Here is a 20303-nt window from a genome sequence, read left to right as displayed (position 1 = left end):
GCAAAAGTGGGGCTTTTGGCAGTCGCTTATTTCCGGCATAATAGCATTATCGTTGAAAGCGCTTACGTATTGGGGGGACTTACTTGCGTGAACACATGATTATTCAGGCACTACAGACAAACGGCGCGATGTCCGCAGCGGCTTTGGCTGAGACGATTGGGGTTTCGCGGCGAACATTGCAAAATGATTTACGGTTACTGAATCGTGATGCGACCGGTTTTCAGATTTGCTTTCAACGTGGTCGCGGTTATCAACTCCAGGTAACAGACTCGCAACTTCTGGCGGATTATTTGGCCGCCATGAAGCAGCAAGCACAACCACAGATGCCCGCCAAAAGAATTCCGGAGCTGTTGCGTCTCTTGCTGACAACGACGCAATATCTCACAGTCGCCGCACTGGCGGAAACCCAGCAAATCAGTCCTAAGCAGTTGCAACGTGATTTACGGGAGCTGGATAAGTTACTTGTCGGCACGCCGCTGAACTTAGAACGCAAAGCACATTATGGGGTGCGGGTGTGCTGCCACTGGCAAAGTCGGGTTCTGGCCTTGCAACAATATGGCGTGCCGCCTCGCCACTCAGCACTGACGCAACAAGTGCAGCCACTAGGACTGGATCCACCGGTAACCGCCCAGTTTGCTAGCGAAATCGGCTGGTCGTTGGCCGTCACAGGTCAGCAACCACAATCTGCGCCTGACGATGCACCATTTGCAGACGTGGTGACCGACATCCGTTTGGGGACGGAAGCCTGGGAATTTTTAATCGTCAGTTTTGCGGCAAAACGTAAACAACCGACGACCCGACTGGATCATGATCGGCTGAAAGCTAAACTTCAAGCTTACTTCACGGCATTAGATGAGCGCCACGAAACGAACTTCGCCACGCATCCGGAGTTCCTATCACTCATGTACTTCCACGTCTTGGCATTGATTGGCCGGCTGCAGGAGCACCAAAGTCTGGCGGGCCTGAATCTGGAACCATTGGCGCGGGATTACCCAATCGCGTTTAACTGGGCGGTTCAATTCGCACAGTGGCTGAGCCAGGAATATCAAATTGACGTCCCCAAAACCGAAATCGGCTACCTCACAACCCACCTGTTGGTACCGCTAGAGCAGGCGCATGAAAAATGGAGCCGAGGCGGCTACCGAATTGCGGTCGTGTGCGGTACCGGCGGCGGGATTGCGACGCTTTTGTGCTTACGCTTACGGCGAATTTTTCCTGAAGCCATGATTCAGACATTCGGACTTAACGAATTGGCCGCGATTCACGAGCTATCACCAGACTTGTTGTTTACGGTAACTGCCTTAAACGAATCGTTTGACTGTCCGGTGATCCGGATTGACGAAGTCGCTTCGGATCTGGACTTTGCGCATTTGCTTCACGAATTATCGGTCGCCTCTCGCCACAATGCGACAGCGTCACTGGCCGATTTGTTGGTTCCATCGCTATTTTTCCAGCAATCGAGACCAACTGATTATCGCGGCCTGCTGACCACCGTCACCGCGACAATGGCCGATTATTGCGGGCAGGCAGACTATGCGGCTTCGGTGCTTCAGCGGGAAGATTTTCTGCCGACCATCTATGACAATGGCATCGCGATTCCGCATCCTTTGTCATTCAACGCCAAGAAAAATGCAGTTGCCGTCATTCTTTTGCCAAACAGCGCCACCAACACAACCCGGCCGGTGCACCTTGTCTGGCTGATCGCCTTGAAACAGGATCAGCTTCCTTTGCACCGTACGTTAACCATGCAACTGGCGGCCTTAATGCAAAAGCCGGACGTCATCAACAAACTAGTTCAGCAAACCGAATTTTCCTCATTTCACCAGATCTTGCGCACAGCGCTGGAAGGAGCGGAAACAACATGGATTTACAATTAATGGCAGCGTTAAGCAATGCCGACGCAATCGCGTCCAACGAAGGCGAAGTGCGCAACATTTTACGCCATTATTTAGCACCGTATGGCTTTGCTGCCCAGACGGATGGCCTTGGTAGTCTGATTTTTACCAAAAGAGCTGCCAAACCGCAGTTTTCAATCATGATTTATGGCCACATGGATGAGGTCGGCTATATGGTCCGGACGATCGCACCTGAAGGCCTCTTACGCTTGATGGTTGTCGGCGGGGTTAAACCTGCCGCAAGCCACTGGCAAAGCGTTCGGGTCACGACGGCTTCCGGAGAAAAGCTGCCGGGAATGGTCATTCGCGATGAATCGCTGCCTGCCTTTGATCAAGTGTTGTGCGATGTCGGTGCCAATTCGGCTGATGAAGTATCCGCGTTGGGCATTAACATCGGCGACATGGTCACCTTTGCGACTGAATTCAGCGAATATGCCGCGGAAGGCGTTTTTGGCGGTAAAGCATTGGACGATCGGCTCGGTTGTTATGTCGGTGCCCGGCTTTTGGCAGCGCTTGCCGATGAAGAGCTGCCATTCACGTTACATTTTGCCGCGACCAGCAGTGAAGAAGTCGGCATTCGCGGTGCCAAAACTGCCACCCAACTGATTCAGCCAGATCTGGCTTTCATTGTGGATGTCGCGACTTTTCAGCATCCCCGCGAGCGCAGCGAAGTGAATCAGCGTCAAGTCGGTAAGGGACCGATCTTCACCCACTTTGATCGCACGTTGGCGCCGAATCGGCAACTGCAACAATTCGTCAAAGAGACCGCAGCCGCGGCTTCCCTGCCGTTGCAGCTGGACATGTTTAATGGCGGTGGTACCGATGGCGGCGAGGCACATAAAGTCGGCGCTGGCATTCCGACGGTCGTGACTATTTTGCCGTGCCGCTATGGCCACTGTGCCCAATCGCTCGCCCAAGCAACCGATGTTGATCACATGGTAGCCTTGTATGCTGCCATGTGCCAGCAAATGTCGTTGCAACTGGTCGAAGCTGCCCACACTTTTTAGCACCATTGATGGCGGCTTCCAGTCGTCCTAATCCCTGATGAAAAAATCCTGCCAGCCGCGTTACCACTGCTGGCATTTTAAAGGAGCGTTTTATGGCAACCACCCAAGAACTTGAAATCATGCAACTCATTGCGAACGCCGGCGAAAGTAAAACCAAAGCATTCGAGGCGTTGGCAGCGGTGAAAACACGCGACTTTGACCGCGCGCGCAATTTGCTGGCGGAGTCTAAAGAAATTGATGTCGCCGCTCACAACGCCCAAACCGCCATGATCAGTCGAGAATTTGACCCTGATCAGACACCCGAACCTGTCAACTTGCTCATGGTCCACGCCCAAGACCACTACATGACTAGCCAGTTGGCGAGGGACTTGATTGAGACAATGATTGATATTTTTGAAAGCAGAGCGTGAGCAGACGCGGTTAAAAAAATTGCTATGCCAATTCCCAACACTCAAAAATAGGAGGAACTTCCAAATGCGTATTCTTTTATGTTGTGCCGGTGGCTTTTCCACCAATATGTTGATGCAAAATATGGCCAAGGTTGTGAAAGACAGCCGCAAGCTGAATGAAGCTGATTTTCACTTCAATGCCATTCCCGTTGATGGTCTGGAGGACGAAATCGATAACTATGACATCGTTTTGGTCGGGCCGCAAATCGGTCACAAAACCGGTTACATTAGCGAAATCTGCGAACCGCGGCATATCCCTTATGCCGTGATCGACAAAGATGTTTACGGTCAGATGGATGGTGCGACTGTGATGAAGCTGGCGCTGGTGACGCATGCCAAATACCAGAAGAAGCACGCTGGTTAATGGTTTAGCACCATGCGTTTGTCGGTTCAAATTCCGGGCTGGCTCACGCTCACCATAACGCGTTCGCCGGCGCAGGAGCCTGCGTATAAGGACCTTGGTCGCAATGGTCAAAGCCCGACCATCACGCCCAAGGCCACTTATACTCCGGCTCCTGAACGCGCCGGCTCACGCTCACACCACGAGAGGAGTAAAACCTGCGATGTTTAACAAATTCGAAGCGTTTATGAATCGTTTTTTCATGCCGATTGCGCACAAGGTGGATAATCAACGCCACTTAAGCGCGATTAAGGCTGGAATGGTGGCGATGACGCCTTTTACCATTCTCGGTAGTATTTTCACTATCATTCCGGCATTGCCAAATATGCTCGGACCTAAGAATGCTGTTTCGCAGTTTATTACTAGTAACGCCGCGCTGTTTGATTTACCGGTCAAGCTGTCTATTGGCATGATCGGCTTGTACGCCTGTTTGTCCATTGCCTACAACCTCGGTAATCATTACAAGCTCTACATTCCCGGATGCGTCACCTTGTCTGGCTTTGCCTTTTTGATGATGGTCGCTACCTTCAACAAAGCCGGCCAATTAGATGTCGCCAACCTTGGCGCTCGCGGACTGTTCACCGGGATGTTGGTCGCTTTGCTGACGGTGGAACTGTATCACTGGTGCAAAACGCACCATCTGACAATCAAAATGCCTGAAGGAGTGCCGGATTTCGTATCTCGTTCATTTGAGCTGATTCCGGTCACGCTCATTACCGGTGGCGCGTTCATTGCCGGTCGGTTTGCATTCTTAAACATCGCTGGCGAGTTGCCGCCAAGCATTTTGACCCGCTTCTTGGCGCCACTGGTCGGCAGTATGGACAATCCATGGGCCGTCTTAGCCCTGAACTTTGCGATCTGTACCGTCTTTTTCTTCGGTATCCACTCATCGGTTTTCTCACCGATCACCAGTCCGATTATGGTGACCTTCATCGCCGAAAATATTGCCGCGATGAATGCCGGCGAAGCCATTCCCCATTTTTACACAGCCGGCGCGGTTTCCAGCTTCTTCGGTTTTACCGGCTGCGGCATCTCGATCGGCTGCGTGGTTGCCTGCATGTTGTCCAAGAGTAAACGGTATCGGAAAATCGGTAAAATCTCCCTGTTCCCGGCTTTATTCGGGATCAACGAACCGATTCTTTTCGGCGCACCGATCATCCTGAACCCGATTATGTTCATTCCGCACGTTTTCGGTGGGGCCATCATTGGCACGTTGCCGATGTTCTTCATGCATTGGGGCTGGATTGCCAAACCGATCTTCAACCCACCTTATGTCGGCGTTTTCCTGGAAGGTTTCTTAACCAACGGCGACTACCGCACGATTTTAGCCAACGCCTTGCAACTGGTCTTGGCAGTCGCACTTTACTGGCCATTCTTCAAGGTGATGGAACGCGTTGAATTACGCGATGAAGCAAAAAAAGCCGCCCAAAAGTCAATCTTTTCAAAAGAAGACGAAGATACCTTGGCTGGATTGGATCTCGACTTTTAATCAGCCGGATTTGCTGAAAATAGATGTTGCTAAGGGTGCCTGATTGATGTGCACCCTTTTTCCAAAGGCATGTATGGAATGAGAGGAAAAGAATGAGCCACTTAACCAAGTTACAAAAGACTCTGGAAACCGAAGTATTAGATGCTTTGCTGCTGCATGATCGGCCGAGCAAACGCTATGTCGGCGCATTACCTGGCAGTGGTGTGTACGTGATCGTCACACCAACGCAGGCACTGCAGCTTCACGACGGCCGTTACCGTGCTGAAGCCGCCGATACCCAAGGATTTACGAATGTCGAAGTCCCTCAAGGCAGTTATTTGCCCCAGTTGATTGACTGTTTAAAAACGCAAGGTAGCCAGCGCATCGGTCTGGTCAGCAGCGGCTTTTCAATCGCGGAGTATCAAGCATTAGCGTCCCAGAAATTGGCCACCACCCTTGCCGATGATCTCGTGGCGCGGCAACGGGCGGTCAAAGATGAAGCGGAAATCGCTGCGGTAACGGCTGCTTGTTCGGTCACGGACACCATTTTCGCGCAACTTCTCCCGCATATTCGGCCGGGGGTCAGTGAACAAATCCTCAGTGCTTGGCTACATTTTTACACGTTGGAAGCAGGGGCGTCTGCGATGGCGTTTGACCCGATCGTCGCCAGCGGCCCGCGGGGAGCGTTTCCGCATGGTCGTCCGACTGCTCGGCGTCTACAGGAAAACGAACTGGTCACGGTTGACTTCGGAGTGGTTTTCGATGACTACCAATCAGATATGACGCGGACGCTTGCCATCGGCTCGCCTACTCCTGAACTGGCCGCGGTGCACGAGGCTGTGCTCACCGCCCAGCAAACCGCGATTGCCGCCATCAAGCCGGGGATGCAAGGCCGTGAAGTTGACGCAATCGCGCGGGGCGTTTTGACCGCCGCTGGTTATGGCGACTGCTTCACCCATGGTCTCGGCCACGGGCTGGGGCTAGGCGGTGATCAGCCGATTCTCAACCTGCGCAGCCAGACGATCCTGCAGCCTGGCATGATTGTGACGGTCGAACCAGGCGCCTATCTGCCGGGCATTGGCGGGGTGCGAATCGAAGATGATATTGTGATCACCGCAACCGGTGCCCGCGTTTTGAATCAGACGCCGCGCCATTTAACTCAACTGGAGGTTATGGAAAATGAGCCAGTTTGACACACTTTTCGACCGCAAAGCCGGCAACGCGCGCAAGTGGGCTGATCAGGTGCTCGCTGAAAAATTCGGCCTAACGCCTGATGCGATTCCCATGGATCTGGCTGATTTAGACTTTCCGGTCGCTCCGCCGATTCATCAGGCTATGGTGGTGCGGGCAGCAGTGCCAGATTATAGCTATACCTATGTTCCTGAAGCTTTTTACGCGGCCGTCATCGCCTGGAATGCCCGTCGATTCGGACTGAAGCTTGAAAAAGACTGGATCAAGCTGAGCTATGGCACCGTTCCGACACTGCACTATCTTGTTCAAGCCTTTACGGCCCCCGGCGAGGCAGTTTTAATCAACACCCCCGCCTACGATCCTTTTGCCGAGGCGGTCCAGAACAACCACCGCCAGCTCGTGACCAGTCCACTGGCGATCAAGGAAGGCCGCTACTTCTTTGACTTCGCCGATATGGCGGCCAAAATGCAACGCCCTGACGTCAAGCTGTTCATTCTCTGCAGCCCCCAAAATCCCTCCGGACGCGTCTGGACAGCAGCGGAATTGGCAAAAGTCGCTGAGCTGTGCCGGCAATATCACGTCTTACTAGTCAGCGATGAAATTCACCGCGATATTGTTTATCCCGGCGTCAACTTTACCAGCATTTGGCAGGCAGATCCGGCTATTCAGTCGCAAAGCATTCTCTGCTTATCACCCAACAAAGCCTTTAATTTAGGCGGTTTGAAAACATCCTATGTGGTTATTCCCGATCCCGCAATTCGGGCGCGGCTCAGCCAACAATTCAGCGCCAACTCAATCACCTCACCCAACAGTTTTGCCGTTCCGGCGCTCATCGCCGCGTACACAGACTGCGACGCATGGTTAGACGAGATGGTCGCATATGTCGCCGCCAACTTTGACTATTTAAAAACTCGTCTTACCGCTATTCCCGAGATGAAGGTGATGCCAGCCGAATCTGGTTTCCTGGCTTGGATCGACACGCATCGGCTTTTCCCTGATGAGACCAGCATGAAACAGTTCTTCACCGCAGCTGATTTATCCTGCGTTGTCGGCAGCTATTTTGTCGCTGATGGCGAAGGCTTTGTCCGCCTCAACATCGGCATGCCGCGCCCATTGCTCAAGGAGGCACTGGATCGCATCATCGCTACCTATGCTGAATGGCCAGCAATGGAAGAAGGCTCCTGTAAAATTGCCCGAAACACAGAATAATGACAAAAAATGGATCCTAGCAGACTAAATTACGTCTCGCTAGGATCCATTTTTTACACTTATGATTAATGATGCTGAGCACTCGCCATCATTCAGCAAGTAAAGCTAGCTAAGCTTCATAATCCATCGCTGGCGCCTTAGCTTCATTAGGAAAATGGCGCTTGTACCATTGAAGCATGTTGCGCTCATTGGTGTTCTTAGCCATCCAGATCGGCTTGCCGATGCGTTTCGCCTCATCTTTAGCCGCAAACATCTGGCCATGGTCGACAAAATCAGTCGGCACAATGACCACATCGGCTTTTTGCACTTTTTTCTTTAACATGGCGTTGGAGTCTGAGCGCGGCGATAAAATCAGCTTGCCGCCGCGTTCTTCCACGTTGCGCTTAACTTTACGCGGCATGCCAGAGTTTTCAATGCAAACTAGCAACAATTGTTTGTTGGCAAATACCTGCTGCAGTGCGCGTTGCTTCCGTTTGGCCGGTTTATTGACCGTAGCTTTGTATTGCGTTTGACGACTCGCAGCCGTTTCATGATTAGACTCCGTATCGGTTGCTTTGGCAAACTTTTGCTTCATGCGCGTCGCAACTGCGGCTGAATTCGTGTAACGCCAAATGATTTTGCCATCAATTTCCTGACCGCGGCGATAGGCATAGTCGATGTAGTCGCCCGGCTTCAGCTTAAATAGCATCACATCATAATCGCCCAAAAGCAATTGTTGTGTGGTTTCATGTTCCGGTGATTTAAATTCAATATACCAACGCTTCACATCTTGGCGGAAGACGGCAGGTAGAAACTTCAGTCGCACAATATCGGTCGGCAACGGATCGCGCTTCAGTGTCGTCATTTTATAATTCACTGAATCACCATCTTTATACTCATCTGCTCGCACCCAGTCGCCGTTTTCCGGTGGGTTCGACATTTTATGTAGCTTACTTTCAGAGACTTTAATTGAACCGACATGGCCACCATTCAAATCTAAATGGAACCGGCCAATATACGATTTGTGATTATTCAGCCAGTGTTCTGACAACAACGGCACTTCAGGCTCGCTGCTGACTTTAGGCTGTTGCGGCACCTGCTCGTGTTTTTCTACTTGCGTGGTGACAATCGGTTTTGGAGCGGGTGATTCAATGGTTGCTTCTTCAGAAGTTGTTGCCGGTTCTTGCTTAGTAGGTGTCTCAGACGGCGTTGCAACGAAATCGATTGCAGCGACATCATTGAGGATTTTGAGCAAATCTTGAATGTCTTGAGTTGTTTTCTGAATATTCTCGGTCGTTAATTCAGCCGTTTTAGCTGTCACTTGGTGCTTGAGCAATTCAATGATCTTTAGTTTGTCATCCATTCAGATACCTGCTTTCATTTTAAAAGTGACTTTCTCCATTGTACTGTTATTGAAAAGATTACAAAAGCATTCTACCTTAAATTTTTTAAAAAAATGTGATGTATCCAATAAGAACAACGCTAACGTGTCATTTCGTCCATCATACTCGCAAAAACAGCACCCGCATACCGCCAATTCTGCATTGCGGTGTGCGGGTGTTGATCGTGCACTACTTTTTATCGTCTTTTCGGGGATGAATATTCAACTCGCGGGCAAGATCATATTCGAATAGTTCGTAGCCGCCCATGGCATCGTGAACTTTTACTATGATAAATAAGCCATGAAAAAAGCCCGCATCCAACCGGATACAGGCTTTCCTCAGTCATTCAAAACTGACTAGTGCTTTACGATATCGTTGATATAAACCACGCCAGCTTTTCCGTCACCTAGCAGATCAGGCTTCATGTCCAGCATCTGGGCATTCAAGTAGCTGATGACCATTGGCAGGTTCATGCCGGCATAAAGGTCGAAGTTGCCGCCTTCTGCCAACACCCGGGCAGCAACATTGTTGGGGGTGCCGCCTTTGAGATCGGCTAGCACGGTAACATCATCGGCGCCTTCGATTGCGGCCTTGAACTTGGCTTGAAAATCTTCCGGTCCTTCGTTCGGCAGTAACGCAACTGTCGCGATATCATCTTGTGGTCCCATGATCATTTCGGCACTCTTTTTGAGTTCCTCGCATAACTGACCATGACTGATTAAAACTAATTTGCTCATCTCGTAAAACTCCTTTAACATGCGCCGGTCCAACCGACCGCGGTTCATGATGATTTAAAATCGCATGACTGTTTAATGATACCTGCAATCAGATATGGCTGGAGCAGCTCATGCTTACAACTAAAACTTTAACGTACTTGATTAGCCTTTTGCAATGACACCCAAGGCGGACAGTGCAATGGATACGAACAAGACGATGAAGATTGCCCGAGTCGAGGTCATGTGCTTACGGCCAAGCAGCCAGTAGATGGCACCCACGATCAAAGCTGGTAACAGCTTAGGAATAATCATATCCGAATACTTCTGGAAATCCAATGGCACATTACCAATCTTTGGTGCAAAGGCGAACTTAACGTTAATCATGGTTGCAACCAACGCGCCAACCATGAAGACCCCCATGATCGTTGCGGCGTTGGTCAGAGCAGCCAGACGATGCGACATAGTGGTAACTAAGGAAACCCCTTCGTTATACGCAATCCGTAACTGTTTCCACCGGAAGACCATGATGGCAACTTGGGCGGCGATCCAGATGAACACCCCAACTGGGTTACCTTCTTGCGCCATGTTAGCCGCAATGGCCCCGAAAATGGCAGGAATCAAAGCAGCGAAGATCGAATCCCCAATGGAAGCGAAGGAACCCATTAACCCGGTTTTCATACCAACGACGGTTTCTTCGCCGGCGATACCTTCTTTTTCTTCGACTGACAAATCAATCCCGGTGATGATGGTGTTGAAGAAGTTAGATGTGTTGAAGAACTGGGTGTGCGTCTTCATCATTTTCTTCAGTTCAGGTGTGCCATCACCATAAATCTTCCGCAGTTGTGGCAGGATCGTGTACAAGTAACCTGATGCCTGCATTCGTTCGTAGTTCCAACCCAACTGGAAGCCGAACAAGCTACGCCGATTAATCTGCCGGAAATCTTTATCCGTTAATTTGTAAGTGGGTTTATTAGAGTTCATCATCGGTGATTTCCCCCTCTTCATTGGTATTCTTCTTCGGTGCAGAACCGCTTTCACCGCTACCGCCGCCAGTGCTATCGTGCAGTGCTGTTGACTGCTGGTAAGCAATCGCAGCAAAGGCAAAGGCAATGAATGCCATCGCTAACATGGACAGGCCATTGAAGTTTGCCGTGAATTTCTTGGTAACTTCAGTCATCGCCGTACCCAGCATCTGGACACTGCCGAACAGCGTTGTGAAAAGCATCGTGAAGGTGAACCCAAGGAACAGATAAGCAAAATGCTTCTTAACTGGCAGGTAGTGGAGCAGGATCGCAAACCCGACAGCCGGTAGAACCGCGCCGGCAGTTGTGAGCCCGTCGCCTAACCATTTCCAACTTGTGTTCAAGACATGTGCCACGTTGGTAACAAAGCCGCCACCAAAGGAAAGCGCCAAACCAACCGGAATCATCCGTGACAGTGCCCATGGAAGTGCACCGGCAAGGAAGTAACGTTCGATACCCTTGTAGTTATATTCGTCAACCATCTTATCAATCCGATGTGCAAAGAAGGTGTTGGCAAAACGTGCTAAGATATCGGTCTGAATCATGATACTTGCAACCGGAACCGCAATCGCAGCAACCGCTGCAGCCGGCTTCATCCCTGAACTAACGGAGAAAGCCGTTGCCAGAATCGTCCCGGAGTTGGCATCAATTTTAGATGCACCACCGAATGTGCCGACCCCTAAAACCATCAACTGAACGGACGCACCGATCATCAAACCGGCTTTCATATCGCCCATGACTAAACCTGATACTAATCCGGCAAAAACCGGTGAACTCATGGCTGAATAAATTTGCAGTTCATCAAGGATTTGATAACCTGCATATAATGTTAAAAGTGCTATTTGCCACCATGCAATCATTGTTGACTCCCCCTATCCTTTTTTGAGCAGCGTCATGAAATCTGCTGCGGGATCCCCCGGAACCATTTGTGCAATCAAGTGAACACCAGCGGCATCCAGCTTCTTGAAGGTCTCAACGTCATCATCAACCACATTGATTGACTTGGTAATGGACCGAGTCTGATCTGTCTGGGACATATTGCCGACGTTCAATTCCTTAATCGGCACGCCAGCTTCGACTAAGGCCAAAAATGTTTCCGGCCGCTTTGCGACAATGAAAACCCGCTGGGAATCATATTTGTGGTTCAAAATGTGATTAGCCGCGGTCTTAACATCCAGAACTGACAAGCGAACCGTCTCCGGGGTTGCCATCCGCAACCCACTCTTATCGATGTCACTCTTGGAAGCTGCCTCATCGACAACGATAATTCGGGTCGCACCCAGTTTGGTGGTCCAAAGGTTGGCAACCTGGCCATGGACCAGGCGACCATCAATACGTGCTGCAATAATAGCCATTTTCTACTCCTCCTCATTATTCGTGAGCGTGAGCCAGCCCGGTTAGAAACCGGAGTGTAAGTGGCCTTGGGCGTGATGGCCCGGCCTTAGGCCATTGCAACCAAGGTTCTTACACGCAGGTTTCTGGGCTGGTGAACGCGTTATGGTTCTACAAATATCGGGTGGTCAGCCATTTTCAAGCTTTCGGCATAGCGGCCTTCGGTTTCAAACACGATGACCTCATTTTGTCCGGCATGCAGGAGTCCCGCCGGCACATACAGTGACAACGTGGGTCCCTTCTCCCAGAACCTGCCGACATTGACACCATTAACCAGCATCACTCCTTTACCGAATCCGCGACAATCCAGATAAGTATCGTGCGGCTCTGTCAGATCAAACGTGTATTTGTAAAACGCCGGCGTTTCAGGCTGCCAATCTTTTGAAAAGTCCAGTTCTGGCGCCTGATTCAAGTCCAACGGGTACTGCTGATAACCCTTAATAAAATGCAGGTCAACCATGACACCGGTTCGAATGCCCTTAAACTGGGTAATGGCCTCGATTTTGGCACCGTAGTTAACCCGGCTCATATTTTCGAACAACAAATCAAGCTGGTGATGGCCTTCAACCTGTGGCAATAAAATGTCATCGCCTATGGCTTCCTGATATTGGGTCGCCAACCAGTGCTGATCCAAATAAGCTTGAACCCGATCGCGGGCATCAATCACCCGCAATTTGGCCGGCGTCCCTTTGTCAGTGCCACTAATCAACGGCTGCGCCCGATACAAGGTATAACCCGTGTACTGGCCCAAAAACTCTTGGGTTTGCGGATAAGCAGCTGCGACCGGCTTAGCAAGCTGATCAAGCACCGCAAACAACGAAACCTTGGCCGTCAGCGGATGTTCAGCCGGTGCCATAGTCTGCTTGACCAGTGGCTCGGCTTGCTGAATGTCCGGTAAGACCTCATGAAGCATTTTTTGAATGGCAAAATACTTCGGTGTGGGATTACCTTGTTCATTGAGCGGTGCATCGTAATCGTAAGAAGTCACCTGAGGCAAATCGTGATCCTTACGTGCAGACGTGCCATTCATGAACCCGAAATTGGTGCCACCATGAAACATGTAAAGATTGACACTACCGCGTTCAATGACCGCTCGCAGATCCTCGGCAGTTTCGTCAGGATCGCGGCGAATGATCGGCTCGCCCCAGCGGTTGAACCAGCCATCCCAGAACTCCATGCACATGAGCGGCCAATCCTGACCATGCGCCTGATGAAACGCAGCCAGTCGATCAAAGTTCTTATCGGCTGCCGAGCCAAAGTTGCCGGTTGCCAGAATACCATCGTTGATCATACTGCCGGCATTTAACGTTGCTGGCCACGGTCCGTCTGAGGTGAACAGCGGCACATCGACACCGTGTTTCTTCATCAATTCGGCAAGCGCCGCTAGGTAATCGTGGTCTTCACCGTATGAGCCATACTCATTTTCCACCTGCATCATCAGGACGTTGCCGCCATGGGTGACTTGATGATTAACCAGATGCGGCATCAACGCTGCATAATAACGATCAATCGCTTGCAGATAATTTGGATCATCGGTGCGCAACCGCATGGACTTGGTCAACAGCCATGCCGGGAACCCACCGAATTCCCATTCGGCACAAATATACGGTGACGGACGCACAATCGCGTACAGGCCAAGATCTTCAGCCACATCCAGAAAATGTTCAATATCGAGGATGCCGCTGAAATCAAACTCGCCTTCGCGATACTCATGCAAGTTCCACGGCACATACGTTTCAACCGTGTTAAAGCCCAGTGCTTTCAGGTTATACAAACTGTGATACCAATCGTCTGGATGAACCCGAAAATAATGAATTGCGCCAGATAAGATCTTGAACGGCTTGCCATCCAACATAAAATCATGCTCGATCGAAAAAGTCGTCATGAAGGCCTGGCCCCCTTTCACTCATAACAGCTGTCCTGCTAACACTCTTCAGTTTCACACATTAATCCCGATTTTCACAGGTTTTGTGTCACATAAGCTCTCATGCTTCGGCCTGATAAGCCAGTTTACCGTCTAAATACGTTGCCTGTAACGTTAAATCGGTATCCAGCACCAGATAATCAGCAGCTCGGCCTGGTAAAATGCTGCCGCACTGACCGTCAATGTTGCATGAAGCAGCCGGCGTTTGGGTCGCCATCCGAATGATCGCTTCCGGTGTCGCCGCATTCCATGTCAGCAAATTTGTCAATGCATCTTTTAATTCCAACACGGAACCGGCTAAACTATCGCCATCTTTCAACCGCGCCATGCCGTCTTTGACATAAACCGGGAATTCGCCTAAGACATAATCGCCATCCGGCATCATGCCAGCCCGCATACAATCGGTGATCAGTGCGATGTGTTCCGCACCTTTTAGGCGGATTAACGTAGTGGCTACTTCCGGTCGCACATGGTGGCCGTCACAGATCAACTCGTCGTCAACGCCTTGCAGGTACATCGCGGCACCGACCATGCCGGGCTCCCGATGATTCAACGGGCTCATGCCATTAAACGTGTGGGTGAAGACCGTCGCACCAGCATCAACGCAGGCCTTTGCCTGTTCAAACGTGGCATCGCTGTGGCCAAGCGCGACCACAGTGCCATCAGCAGTCGCGTACCGCGTAAAGGCGGCGGCACCGTCACGTTCCGGTGCAATGGCAATCTTTTTCAAGAGGCCATTGGCAGACGTTTGCCAAGCATCGTATTCTTTTTCACTCGGGTTTTTGAAGTACTTCGGATTCTGCGCGCCCTTGTGTTTCGTGGTGAAGTACGGGCCTTCAAAATAGATGCCTTGGATCTTAGCGCCGGTTTCTTCTCCAGCATGTGCGGCGATGGTTTTGCAGACGTCGTTCAGCTGATCAAACGAACCGGTCAAAGTGGTCGGCAGCCAGCTGGTGACGCCGGCTTTTACCAAGTTCTGGCTCATTGTCTCAATGCCGTCCCAACTGTTGTCCATCACATCATGACCCAAAAGGCCGTGGATGTGCGTATCGACGAGCCCCGGTGCGATCAACTTACCGGGTTGTTCCACGATGTCGCCATCCGGCTTGGCATTTTCCGGTAGATACTCGCCGAATTCTCCGTCATCGGTAATTTCCAGATAGCCGCCGATTTCAGTCGCATGTTTAAGGAAAAACTTTGCGGCGTGAATGTAATAACTCATGAACATTTGCCTCCCAGTTTAAGCAGTGCCAACCGACGCGATTTTCTTGCCGGCTTGCACCATGACAACGCCAACCTTATTCCTGACCTGAATAGTCGTGGAGGATAACCCCTTTGACCACCCGATTAACGGTTCCAGTCGGTGATGGGGTGTCAGGTAAGTTGCCAACCTTGATGGAAGCCAAAAGTGCCAATGTCTGGGCAAACATCACGTCCGGCAAAGCCTGATAACCTTCAGGAAGATCTTTTAGGCCATTTTCAAAATAGAAGCCGTCGCCTGAGAAGTTCTGGTCTTGCTTGGTGCCAACTGCCATCACTGAAGGAGCAATATTGTCGCCTTTGACTTCTTCAAGCACATCAATGTCATATTGACGGGTATAGGCATTGTTGCTGACGAAATCGAACAGCAAGGTCTTGTCGTTCACAAAGCTCTTAGGACCGTGACGGAAGCCCATTGACGTGTCAAACATCGTGGCGTATTGACCAGCCGTCAGTTCCAAAACCTTCAGGCGCGTTTCCCGAGTTAATCCGCCGAGACTGCCGGAGCCTAGATAAACGATGCGTTCGAAATCGCGATTGATGACGTTTTGAACTTCAGCTTCGCGATCAACGACTTCCTGGCCCATCGTAGCAATCACCTTGACCCACTGTTGTTTGTCCGCATCACTAGCGGTATCGAATACCAGTAATGCGCTCAATGTCATGCAGGAGAAGCTGCCGGTCATCGCAAAGCCTTTGTCGTTAGAGCCAGCCGGTTGCAACAGTAACAACGTCTTGTCTTCGCTGGCGGATTTCTTAGCCAACTGACCTTCAGGCGCACAGGTAATGCTGATTTGATAGAGGTTATGCACCACTTGTTCGGCTAATTCAACGGTCTTCAGACTTTCTGGTGAGTTACCGCTACGAGCAAAGGAAACCAGAATCGTTGGTGTATCGGCTTCTAGAAAATCGTAAGGCGCTGAAACGATGTCGGTCGAACCGATTGATTCAAACACAAACTTGCTGCGATCGCCATGTGCCCGCAAGTACGGGGTCACCGTGTCGCCAACATACTGGGAGCTCCCGGCACCGGTGAAAATAACCCGAATCTGCTTACCGTTAGCGGCATCCGTTACTTGTTTCAAGAAAGCAGTAATCTTTTCTTTGTCACGGGTGTAATTGTCAAACGCTTCTTGCCACAGTTCCGGCTGCTGTTTGATCTCAGCGGTCGTAATCTGTGCGCCTAATTTGGTTAATTCTTCAGTTGTCTTTTCAAACAAATTATCCATCCTCCTAGTGATTAACATGATGAACGTGATAAACAAATTGATCAGCCCGCGCCACGCTCAAGGTATACTCGACGATCTCACCAGTGTCTGCAAAAGTCGTCCGCCGAATGTTCAAGCATGCCGATGCCGGCGCGACCCGGAGCAGCTTGGCGTCTTCCGGTGAAACCAAGCCGGCGAAGAACGCTTCGTCAACCGACGCAATATGGATGCCGTAGTGCTCTTCCAGCCAGTCATACAACGGTGACCTTTCCAAGGCGTCTTTTTCAAGATCCGGCACGGTTAACGCCGGTAAGTAACTGCGTTCGATCATCATCGGTAGTTTGTCCGCAATCCGCAGCCGATCCAATACATAAACCGGCGTCCCTGGATCGATGCGCATCCGCTTGGCAATATTTGCCGGTACCGCGATTTTTTCTAGCCGCTGAATCTTGGTCACGGGTTGACGATTCATGGCTAGCATCTGTTTGGTAAAACTGTACGAGCCGCTGACATCGGTTCGTTCGTCAAATCGTTCCGCCACAAACGTCCCTTTACCGGTACTGCGATAAATGAAGCCGCGCAGGAACAATTCGTTCAGCGCTGACCGAACCGTATTTCGGCTGACATGGTACAGTTCGCTAAGATCCCGCTCGGACGGCAACTTGTCATTGGGCTGAAGCTTTTCTTTGATAAATGTCTCCAGCTGATCTACCAGCTGTTTAGTCAACGGAACCTTTTCCATATCCTCACCTCCGCGTGGTACCAACCACTTAGTAGTGTATGCGCTTGCACTTCTGATTGTCAACGGAAACGATCTAATTCTAATGTGGCGAATCTGCCTTTTTGATTTGCTGTGGTCCATACCAGTCACATGATCTTGTCACGAAAAGATACCACAGACGCAAATATTCAGATTTTCACTGGCTTAACCAACTGTTTGATATAAAAAAATCAATACGAAAGCGTTCTCATTTTTGGTTAATTTTTTGGGTGTTAAAGTTTTAAAGTCATCAAAAAAACAGCTCCAGAGATTTTCCAGAACTGCTTGCGTTTGACCGAGTTTATTTGGCAGGTCAGTACCGTCAACGCTAGCCATTAAGCATCCACACCCGGTGTCGATGTGACAATAGCCAGCTTTCCAGTGAACTGCCATGCCTTGATTTGGTTAGGAATCAGGAAGCTGTCACCGGTTTTAATCGGATAATCCTGACCGTCTGCCGTGAAGGTGCCTTCGCCTTCGAGAACGGTGACATTGGTATAAGGTGCTTGCTGGGTAAACGGCATTGTGCCGTCAATATCCAGGCGATAAACGGCAAAATGTGGCGACAACGGTGGTTTGACAAAGGTTGTGATCTGGCCGCCTGGCACTTGCTGCTTGGTAATGTCCAGCTTCGGATCCTGGAACGGTACGGTGGTCACGTCAAGGCTTTGCTTGATGTGCAGTTCGCGCTTATGGCCTTGATCATCGGTTCGATCGTAATCGTACAGCCGATATGTCGTATCCGAACTTTGTTGGGTTTCCAAAGCGACAATCCCCTTGTTAAGCGCATGGATCGTCCCGCTTGGCACATAGACAAAATCACCGGTCTTGACCGGATATTTGCGCAACAGATGCTCCCAGTCGCCGGCCTCGATCATGTCCTTCAGCTGCTCGCGCGTCTTGGCATGATGACCGTAAATCAAGTAAGATCCCGGATCAGCTTGCAAAATATACCAGCATTCGGTTTTACCCAGCTCGCCCTTGGCTTCATGGGCAGCGGCGTATGCGTCGTCTGGGTGCACCTGCACACTTAGGCTCGCTTCGGCATCCAGAATTTTCACCAAAAGCGGAAATTCCTGACTATGCTGCGGTCCGAAATAAGCCGGGTCTTCATGCCAGGCTTCACGCAAGGTTTTGCCTTTGAGCGGTCCATTTTCGATCGTCGCCGGTCCATGCGGATGCCCCGAGATAATCCAAGCTTCACCGATTTTGCCGTCCGGAATATCAAAACCGTATTCTGTTTTAAGTTTACGCCCACCCCAAATTTTGGGATTGAAGTATGGTTTCAAAAATAATGGTTCTGTCAAAAGATCCACTTCCTTTTAGTCGCGTTGACCAGCAGTTGGCTGTGTCATGACTGCTTTTTCCTGCAATCGACTCCCATTATACACGATTGCTCTAGGCCAATCACCCGGTATCGCGTGCTCACGTTCATCAAAATAGCGCATTATCATTTTTTAAAATTAACCAAACTCGTTAATTGTTTCAACGTTTTATCACAATTAACCACTAAGATGTTCCTTGGTGTTGGGAAACATCGACAGCCCGCTACGCAAGAGATGCGCAGCGGGCTGATTTGCATTATTCAGCAGATGCCATGCTCTTTTGATGGGCAACGGCGCGCTGCTTGAGGAACACGATAATGGCGGTCGAGACGATGACCCCAATTAAAATCGACAGGAAGAATAAGCCTAAGTTGTTCGTCGCACCCAGTACGCCGACGATCGGTCCGCCATGCGGCACGGCATCGGTAATGTGGAAGACCATCCCCACAGCACTGGCCACCCCGGAACCGATAATAATGCCCGGGAAGACTTGCTTAGGATGCGCAGTTGCTAACGGAATCGCGCCTTCGGTAATGCCGATCAGCCCCATCAAAATGGCCGATACGCCAGCCGTCTTTTCTTCATCACTGGTCAATTCCGACTTGAACAACGTCGCAATCCCGGATGACAACGGCGGTACGGCAATGGCACAGGCAACGGCACCCATAATCTCAGGCGTGCCTGCAGTAATGGACGCGACCCCGAAAAGGAAGGCAACTTTGTTGATCGGGCCACCCATATCAATTGAAACCATCGCGCCTAAAACAAGCCCTAAGACAACGCTCGTGGACGGACTCTTGGACAAGAACGTCAACAGGTTTTGCAGTGCGGTCATCAACCAGGAAATCGGACTACCCAGCAGATAGACAAAGGACGCACTGATAATTGCAGTGCCGAGCAGCGGGATGACGAAAATCGGCATCACGGCCCGCAGACTCTTGGGAATCGGCCAGGAGTTCATCCACTTGGTTAAATAACCAGCAGCATAACCAACCAAAATGGCGCCCAGAAACCCGGTTCCTGCTTTGGTGCCTAAAATGGCTGGCGTGTTAGAAACCATGGCGCCGACCATCGCCGGAGCCAAGGCCGCACGTCCGGCAATCGCGTACGCAATAAAGCCGGCCAAGATCGGAATCATCAAACTAAAGCCAATCGTCCCAATTTGATTCATCGTTGACCAAATCGTATTAGGCGCTACAACCATCCCTTTAGCGGTCGCATGGCCACCCAATGCGATGGACAAGGCAATGAATAACCCGCCAATTACGACAAACGGAATCATGTGGGAAACCCCATTTAGCAATTGTTTAATCACGGGACTCTGCTCATGGGCCGTGTCTTCGGATTCAGCATCGGCTTCATTTTCAGCAGTGTGCTGTTTTTCACCAGTATAAACATCGGCATGCTTACCTTCATCAACCAGCTTTTGCGGATCCTTAATCGCCTCCGCCGTCGTTGAAAAGACAACGCGCTTGCCGACAAACCGCTCCATGCCATCAATGGCTACATCAATGGCCAAAACAACAAAATCAGCAGCTTTAATCTCATCAGCGGTTAAGCTATCTTCAGTGCCTGACGCACCTTGTGTTTCAATTTTAACTTTGTAGCCGTCAGCCTGCCCGGTTTTTTGCAGCTTTTCGGCTGCCATATAGGTGTGGGCAATGCCAACCGGACATTTGGTAACACCAACAAAACTTGCCATCAAAAATTCCCCCT

The 20303-nt window shown here is 50.5% G+C and carries 18 protein-coding genes; 7 read left to right on the top strand and 11 right to left on the bottom strand.

Annotated features, from left to right (window positions below):
* The first annotated feature begins 83 nt into the window (after positions 1–83).
* From LACPH_RS01540 to LACPH_RS01510, 7 genes are all read left to right on the top strand, one after another.
* Entirely contained in the window at positions 84–1877 is a 1794-nt protein-coding gene (locus LACPH_RS01540; RefSeq protein ID WP_274784262.1) for a BglG family transcription antiterminator, read from the top strand.
* Positions 1862–2902: a M20/M25/M40 family metallo-hydrolase gene (locus LACPH_RS01535; protein WP_274784261.1), complete on the top strand. Its 1041-nt coding sequence runs from the start codon at positions 1862–1864 to the stop codon at positions 2900–2902. The genes LACPH_RS01540 and LACPH_RS01535 overlap by 16 nt, the downstream gene beginning before the upstream one ends.
* Before the next feature lie 92 nt (positions 2903–2994).
* On the top strand, positions 2995–3312 hold the full coding sequence (locus LACPH_RS01530) for a PTS lactose/cellobiose transporter subunit IIA (RefSeq protein WP_274784260.1): 318 nt from the start codon (positions 2995–2997) through the stop codon (positions 3310–3312).
* A 64-nt stretch (positions 3313–3376) separates the two neighbouring features.
* The gene (locus LACPH_RS01525) at positions 3377–3715 is read left to right on the top strand and encodes a PTS sugar transporter subunit IIB (RefSeq protein ID WP_010492769.1); all 339 of its coding nucleotides are present in this window, start codon (positions 3377–3379) and stop codon (positions 3713–3715) included.
* Positions 3716–3914: 199 nt separating this feature from the next.
* Positions 3915–5240 carry a PTS sugar transporter subunit IIC gene (locus LACPH_RS01520; protein ID WP_047107718.1) on the top strand — a complete coding sequence of 442 codons (1326 nt, stop codon included), beginning with the start codon at positions 3915–3917 and terminating at the stop codon, positions 5238–5240.
* Positions 5241–5332: 92 nt separating this feature from the next.
* Positions 5333–6412, top strand: coding sequence for a M24 family metallopeptidase (locus LACPH_RS01515; protein ID WP_306387178.1), 1080 nt, complete (start codon positions 5333–5335; stop codon positions 6410–6412).
* Positions 6399–7619 (top strand): MalY/PatB family protein, encoded by a 1221-nt coding sequence (locus LACPH_RS01510; protein WP_306387176.1) that lies wholly within the window; start codon positions 6399–6401, stop codon positions 7617–7619. The genes LACPH_RS01515 and LACPH_RS01510 overlap by 14 nt, the downstream gene beginning before the upstream one ends.
* Positions 7620–7728: 109 nt before the next feature.
* Here the strand turns inward: LACPH_RS01510 and LACPH_RS01505 are convergent, their stop codons facing one another.
* The 11 genes from LACPH_RS01505 to LACPH_RS01455 all read right to left on the bottom strand — a co-directional run bounded on the left by LACPH_RS01505 (position 7729) and on the right by LACPH_RS01455 (position 20289).
* A complete protein-coding gene (locus tag LACPH_RS01505; RefSeq protein WP_274784257.1) occupies positions 7729–8961 on the bottom strand; it encodes a DUF2325 domain-containing protein in 1233 nt (410 codons plus the stop codon).
* A gap of 375 nt (positions 8962–9336) precedes the next feature.
* Complete coding sequence (locus LACPH_RS01500; RefSeq protein ID WP_010492747.1) at positions 9337–9717, bottom strand: PTS sugar transporter subunit IIA; 381 nt, start codon at positions 9715–9717, stop codon at positions 9337–9339.
* A gap of 141 nt (positions 9718–9858) precedes the next feature.
* Positions 9859–10680, bottom strand: a complete 822-nt coding sequence (locus LACPH_RS01495) for a PTS system mannose/fructose/sorbose family transporter subunit IID (RefSeq protein WP_010492745.1) — start codon at positions 10678–10680, stop codon at positions 9859–9861.
* Positions 10667–11578: a PTS mannose/fructose/sorbose/N-acetylgalactosamine transporter subunit IIC gene (locus tag LACPH_RS01490; protein ID WP_047107722.1), complete on the bottom strand. Its 912-nt coding sequence runs from the start codon at positions 11576–11578 to the stop codon at positions 10667–10669. The genes LACPH_RS01495 and LACPH_RS01490 overlap by 14 nt, the downstream gene beginning before the upstream one ends.
* A 12-nt stretch (positions 11579–11590) precedes the next feature.
* On the bottom strand, positions 11591–12073 hold the full coding sequence (locus LACPH_RS01485) for a PTS sugar transporter subunit IIB (RefSeq protein WP_010492740.1): 483 nt from the start codon (positions 12071–12073) through the stop codon (positions 11591–11593).
* Between the two features lie 140 nt (positions 12074–12213).
* On the bottom strand, positions 12214–13995 hold the full coding sequence (locus LACPH_RS01480; RefSeq protein WP_306387175.1) for a glycoside hydrolase family 35 protein: 1782 nt from the start codon (positions 13993–13995) through the stop codon (positions 12214–12216).
* A gap of 100 nt (positions 13996–14095) precedes the next feature.
* Positions 14096–15256, bottom strand: a complete 1161-nt coding sequence (gene nagA / locus LACPH_RS01475) for an N-acetylglucosamine-6-phosphate deacetylase (protein WP_274784255.1) — start codon at positions 15254–15256, stop codon at positions 14096–14098.
* 76 nt (positions 15257–15332) lie between these two features.
* Entirely contained in the window at positions 15333–16514 is a 1182-nt protein-coding gene (locus LACPH_RS01470) for an SIS domain-containing protein (protein WP_274784254.1), read from the bottom strand.
* Between the two features lie 13 nt (positions 16515–16527).
* On the bottom strand, positions 16528–17244 hold the full coding sequence (locus LACPH_RS01465; protein WP_025013257.1) for a GntR family transcriptional regulator: 717 nt from the start codon (positions 17242–17244) through the stop codon (positions 16528–16530).
* A gap of 353 nt (positions 17245–17597) precedes the next feature.
* Positions 17598–18569: a mannose-6-phosphate isomerase, class I gene (gene manA / locus LACPH_RS01460; RefSeq protein ID WP_049172031.1), complete on the bottom strand. Its 972-nt coding sequence runs from the start codon at positions 18567–18569 to the stop codon at positions 17598–17600.
* A gap of 274 nt (positions 18570–18843) precedes the next feature.
* The gene (locus LACPH_RS01455) at positions 18844–20289 is read right to left on the bottom strand and encodes a PTS fructose transporter subunit IIC (protein ID WP_274784253.1); all 1446 of its coding nucleotides are present in this window, start codon (positions 20287–20289) and stop codon (positions 18844–18846) included.
* Positions 20290–20303 lie beyond the last annotated feature (14 nt).

This window comes from Lacticaseibacillus parahuelsenbergensis, from assembly GCF_030770265.1.
Classification (GTDB): Bacteria; Bacillota; Bacilli; order Lactobacillales; family Lactobacillaceae; genus Lacticaseibacillus; species Lacticaseibacillus casei.
The sequence above is the reverse complement of the archived record's forward strand: the minus strand, read 5'-3'. Positions and strand labels throughout refer to the sequence as shown.

Coding starts and splice junctions, on each gene's coding strand:
- LACPH_RS01535 (WP_274784261.1), top strand. CDS start 1,862: ATGGATTTACAATTAATGGCAGCGTTAAGCAATGCCGACGCAATCGCG.
- LACPH_RS01530 (WP_274784260.1), top strand. CDS start 2,995: ATGGCAACCACCCAAGAACTTGAAATCATGCAACTCATTGCGAACGCC.
- LACPH_RS01525 (WP_010492769.1), top strand. CDS start 3,377: ATGCGTATTCTTTTATGTTGTGCCGGTGGCTTTTCCACCAATATGTTG.
- LACPH_RS01520 (WP_047107718.1), top strand. CDS start 3,915: ATGTTTAACAAATTCGAAGCGTTTATGAATCGTTTTTTCATGCCGATT.
- LACPH_RS01515 (WP_306387178.1), top strand. CDS start 5,333: ATGAGCCACTTAACCAAGTTACAAAAGACTCTGGAAACCGAAGTATTA.
- LACPH_RS01510 (WP_306387176.1), top strand. CDS start 6,399: ATGAGCCAGTTTGACACACTTTTCGACCGCAAAGCCGGCAACGCGCGC.
- LACPH_RS01505 (WP_274784257.1), bottom strand. CDS start 8,961: ATGGATGACAAACTAAAGATCATTGAATTGCTCAAGCACCAAGTGACA.
- LACPH_RS01500 (WP_010492747.1), bottom strand. CDS start 9,717: ATGAGCAAATTAGTTTTAATCAGTCATGGTCAGTTATGCGAGGAACTC.
- LACPH_RS01495 (WP_010492745.1), bottom strand. CDS start 10,680: ATGATGAACTCTAATAAACCCACTTACAAATTAACGGATAAAGATTTC.
- LACPH_RS01490 (WP_047107722.1), bottom strand. CDS start 11,578: ATGATTGCATGGTGGCAAATAGCACTTTTAACATTATATGCAGGTTAT.
- LACPH_RS01485 (WP_010492740.1), bottom strand. CDS start 12,073: ATGGCTATTATTGCAGCACGTATTGATGGTCGCCTGGTCCATGGCCAG.
- LACPH_RS01480 (WP_306387175.1), bottom strand. CDS start 13,995: ATGACGACTTTTTCGATCGAGCATGATTTTATGTTGGATGGCAAGCCG.
- nagA (WP_274784255.1), bottom strand. CDS start 15,256: ATGAGTTATTACATTCACGCCGCAAAGTTTTTCCTTAAACATGCGACT.
- LACPH_RS01465 (WP_025013257.1), bottom strand. CDS start 17,244: ATGGAAAAGGTTCCGTTGACTAAACAGCTGGTAGATCAGCTGGAGACA.
- LACPH_RS01455 (WP_274784253.1), bottom strand. CDS start 20,289: ATGGCAAGTTTTGTTGGTGTTACCAAATGTCCGGTTGGCATTGCCCAC.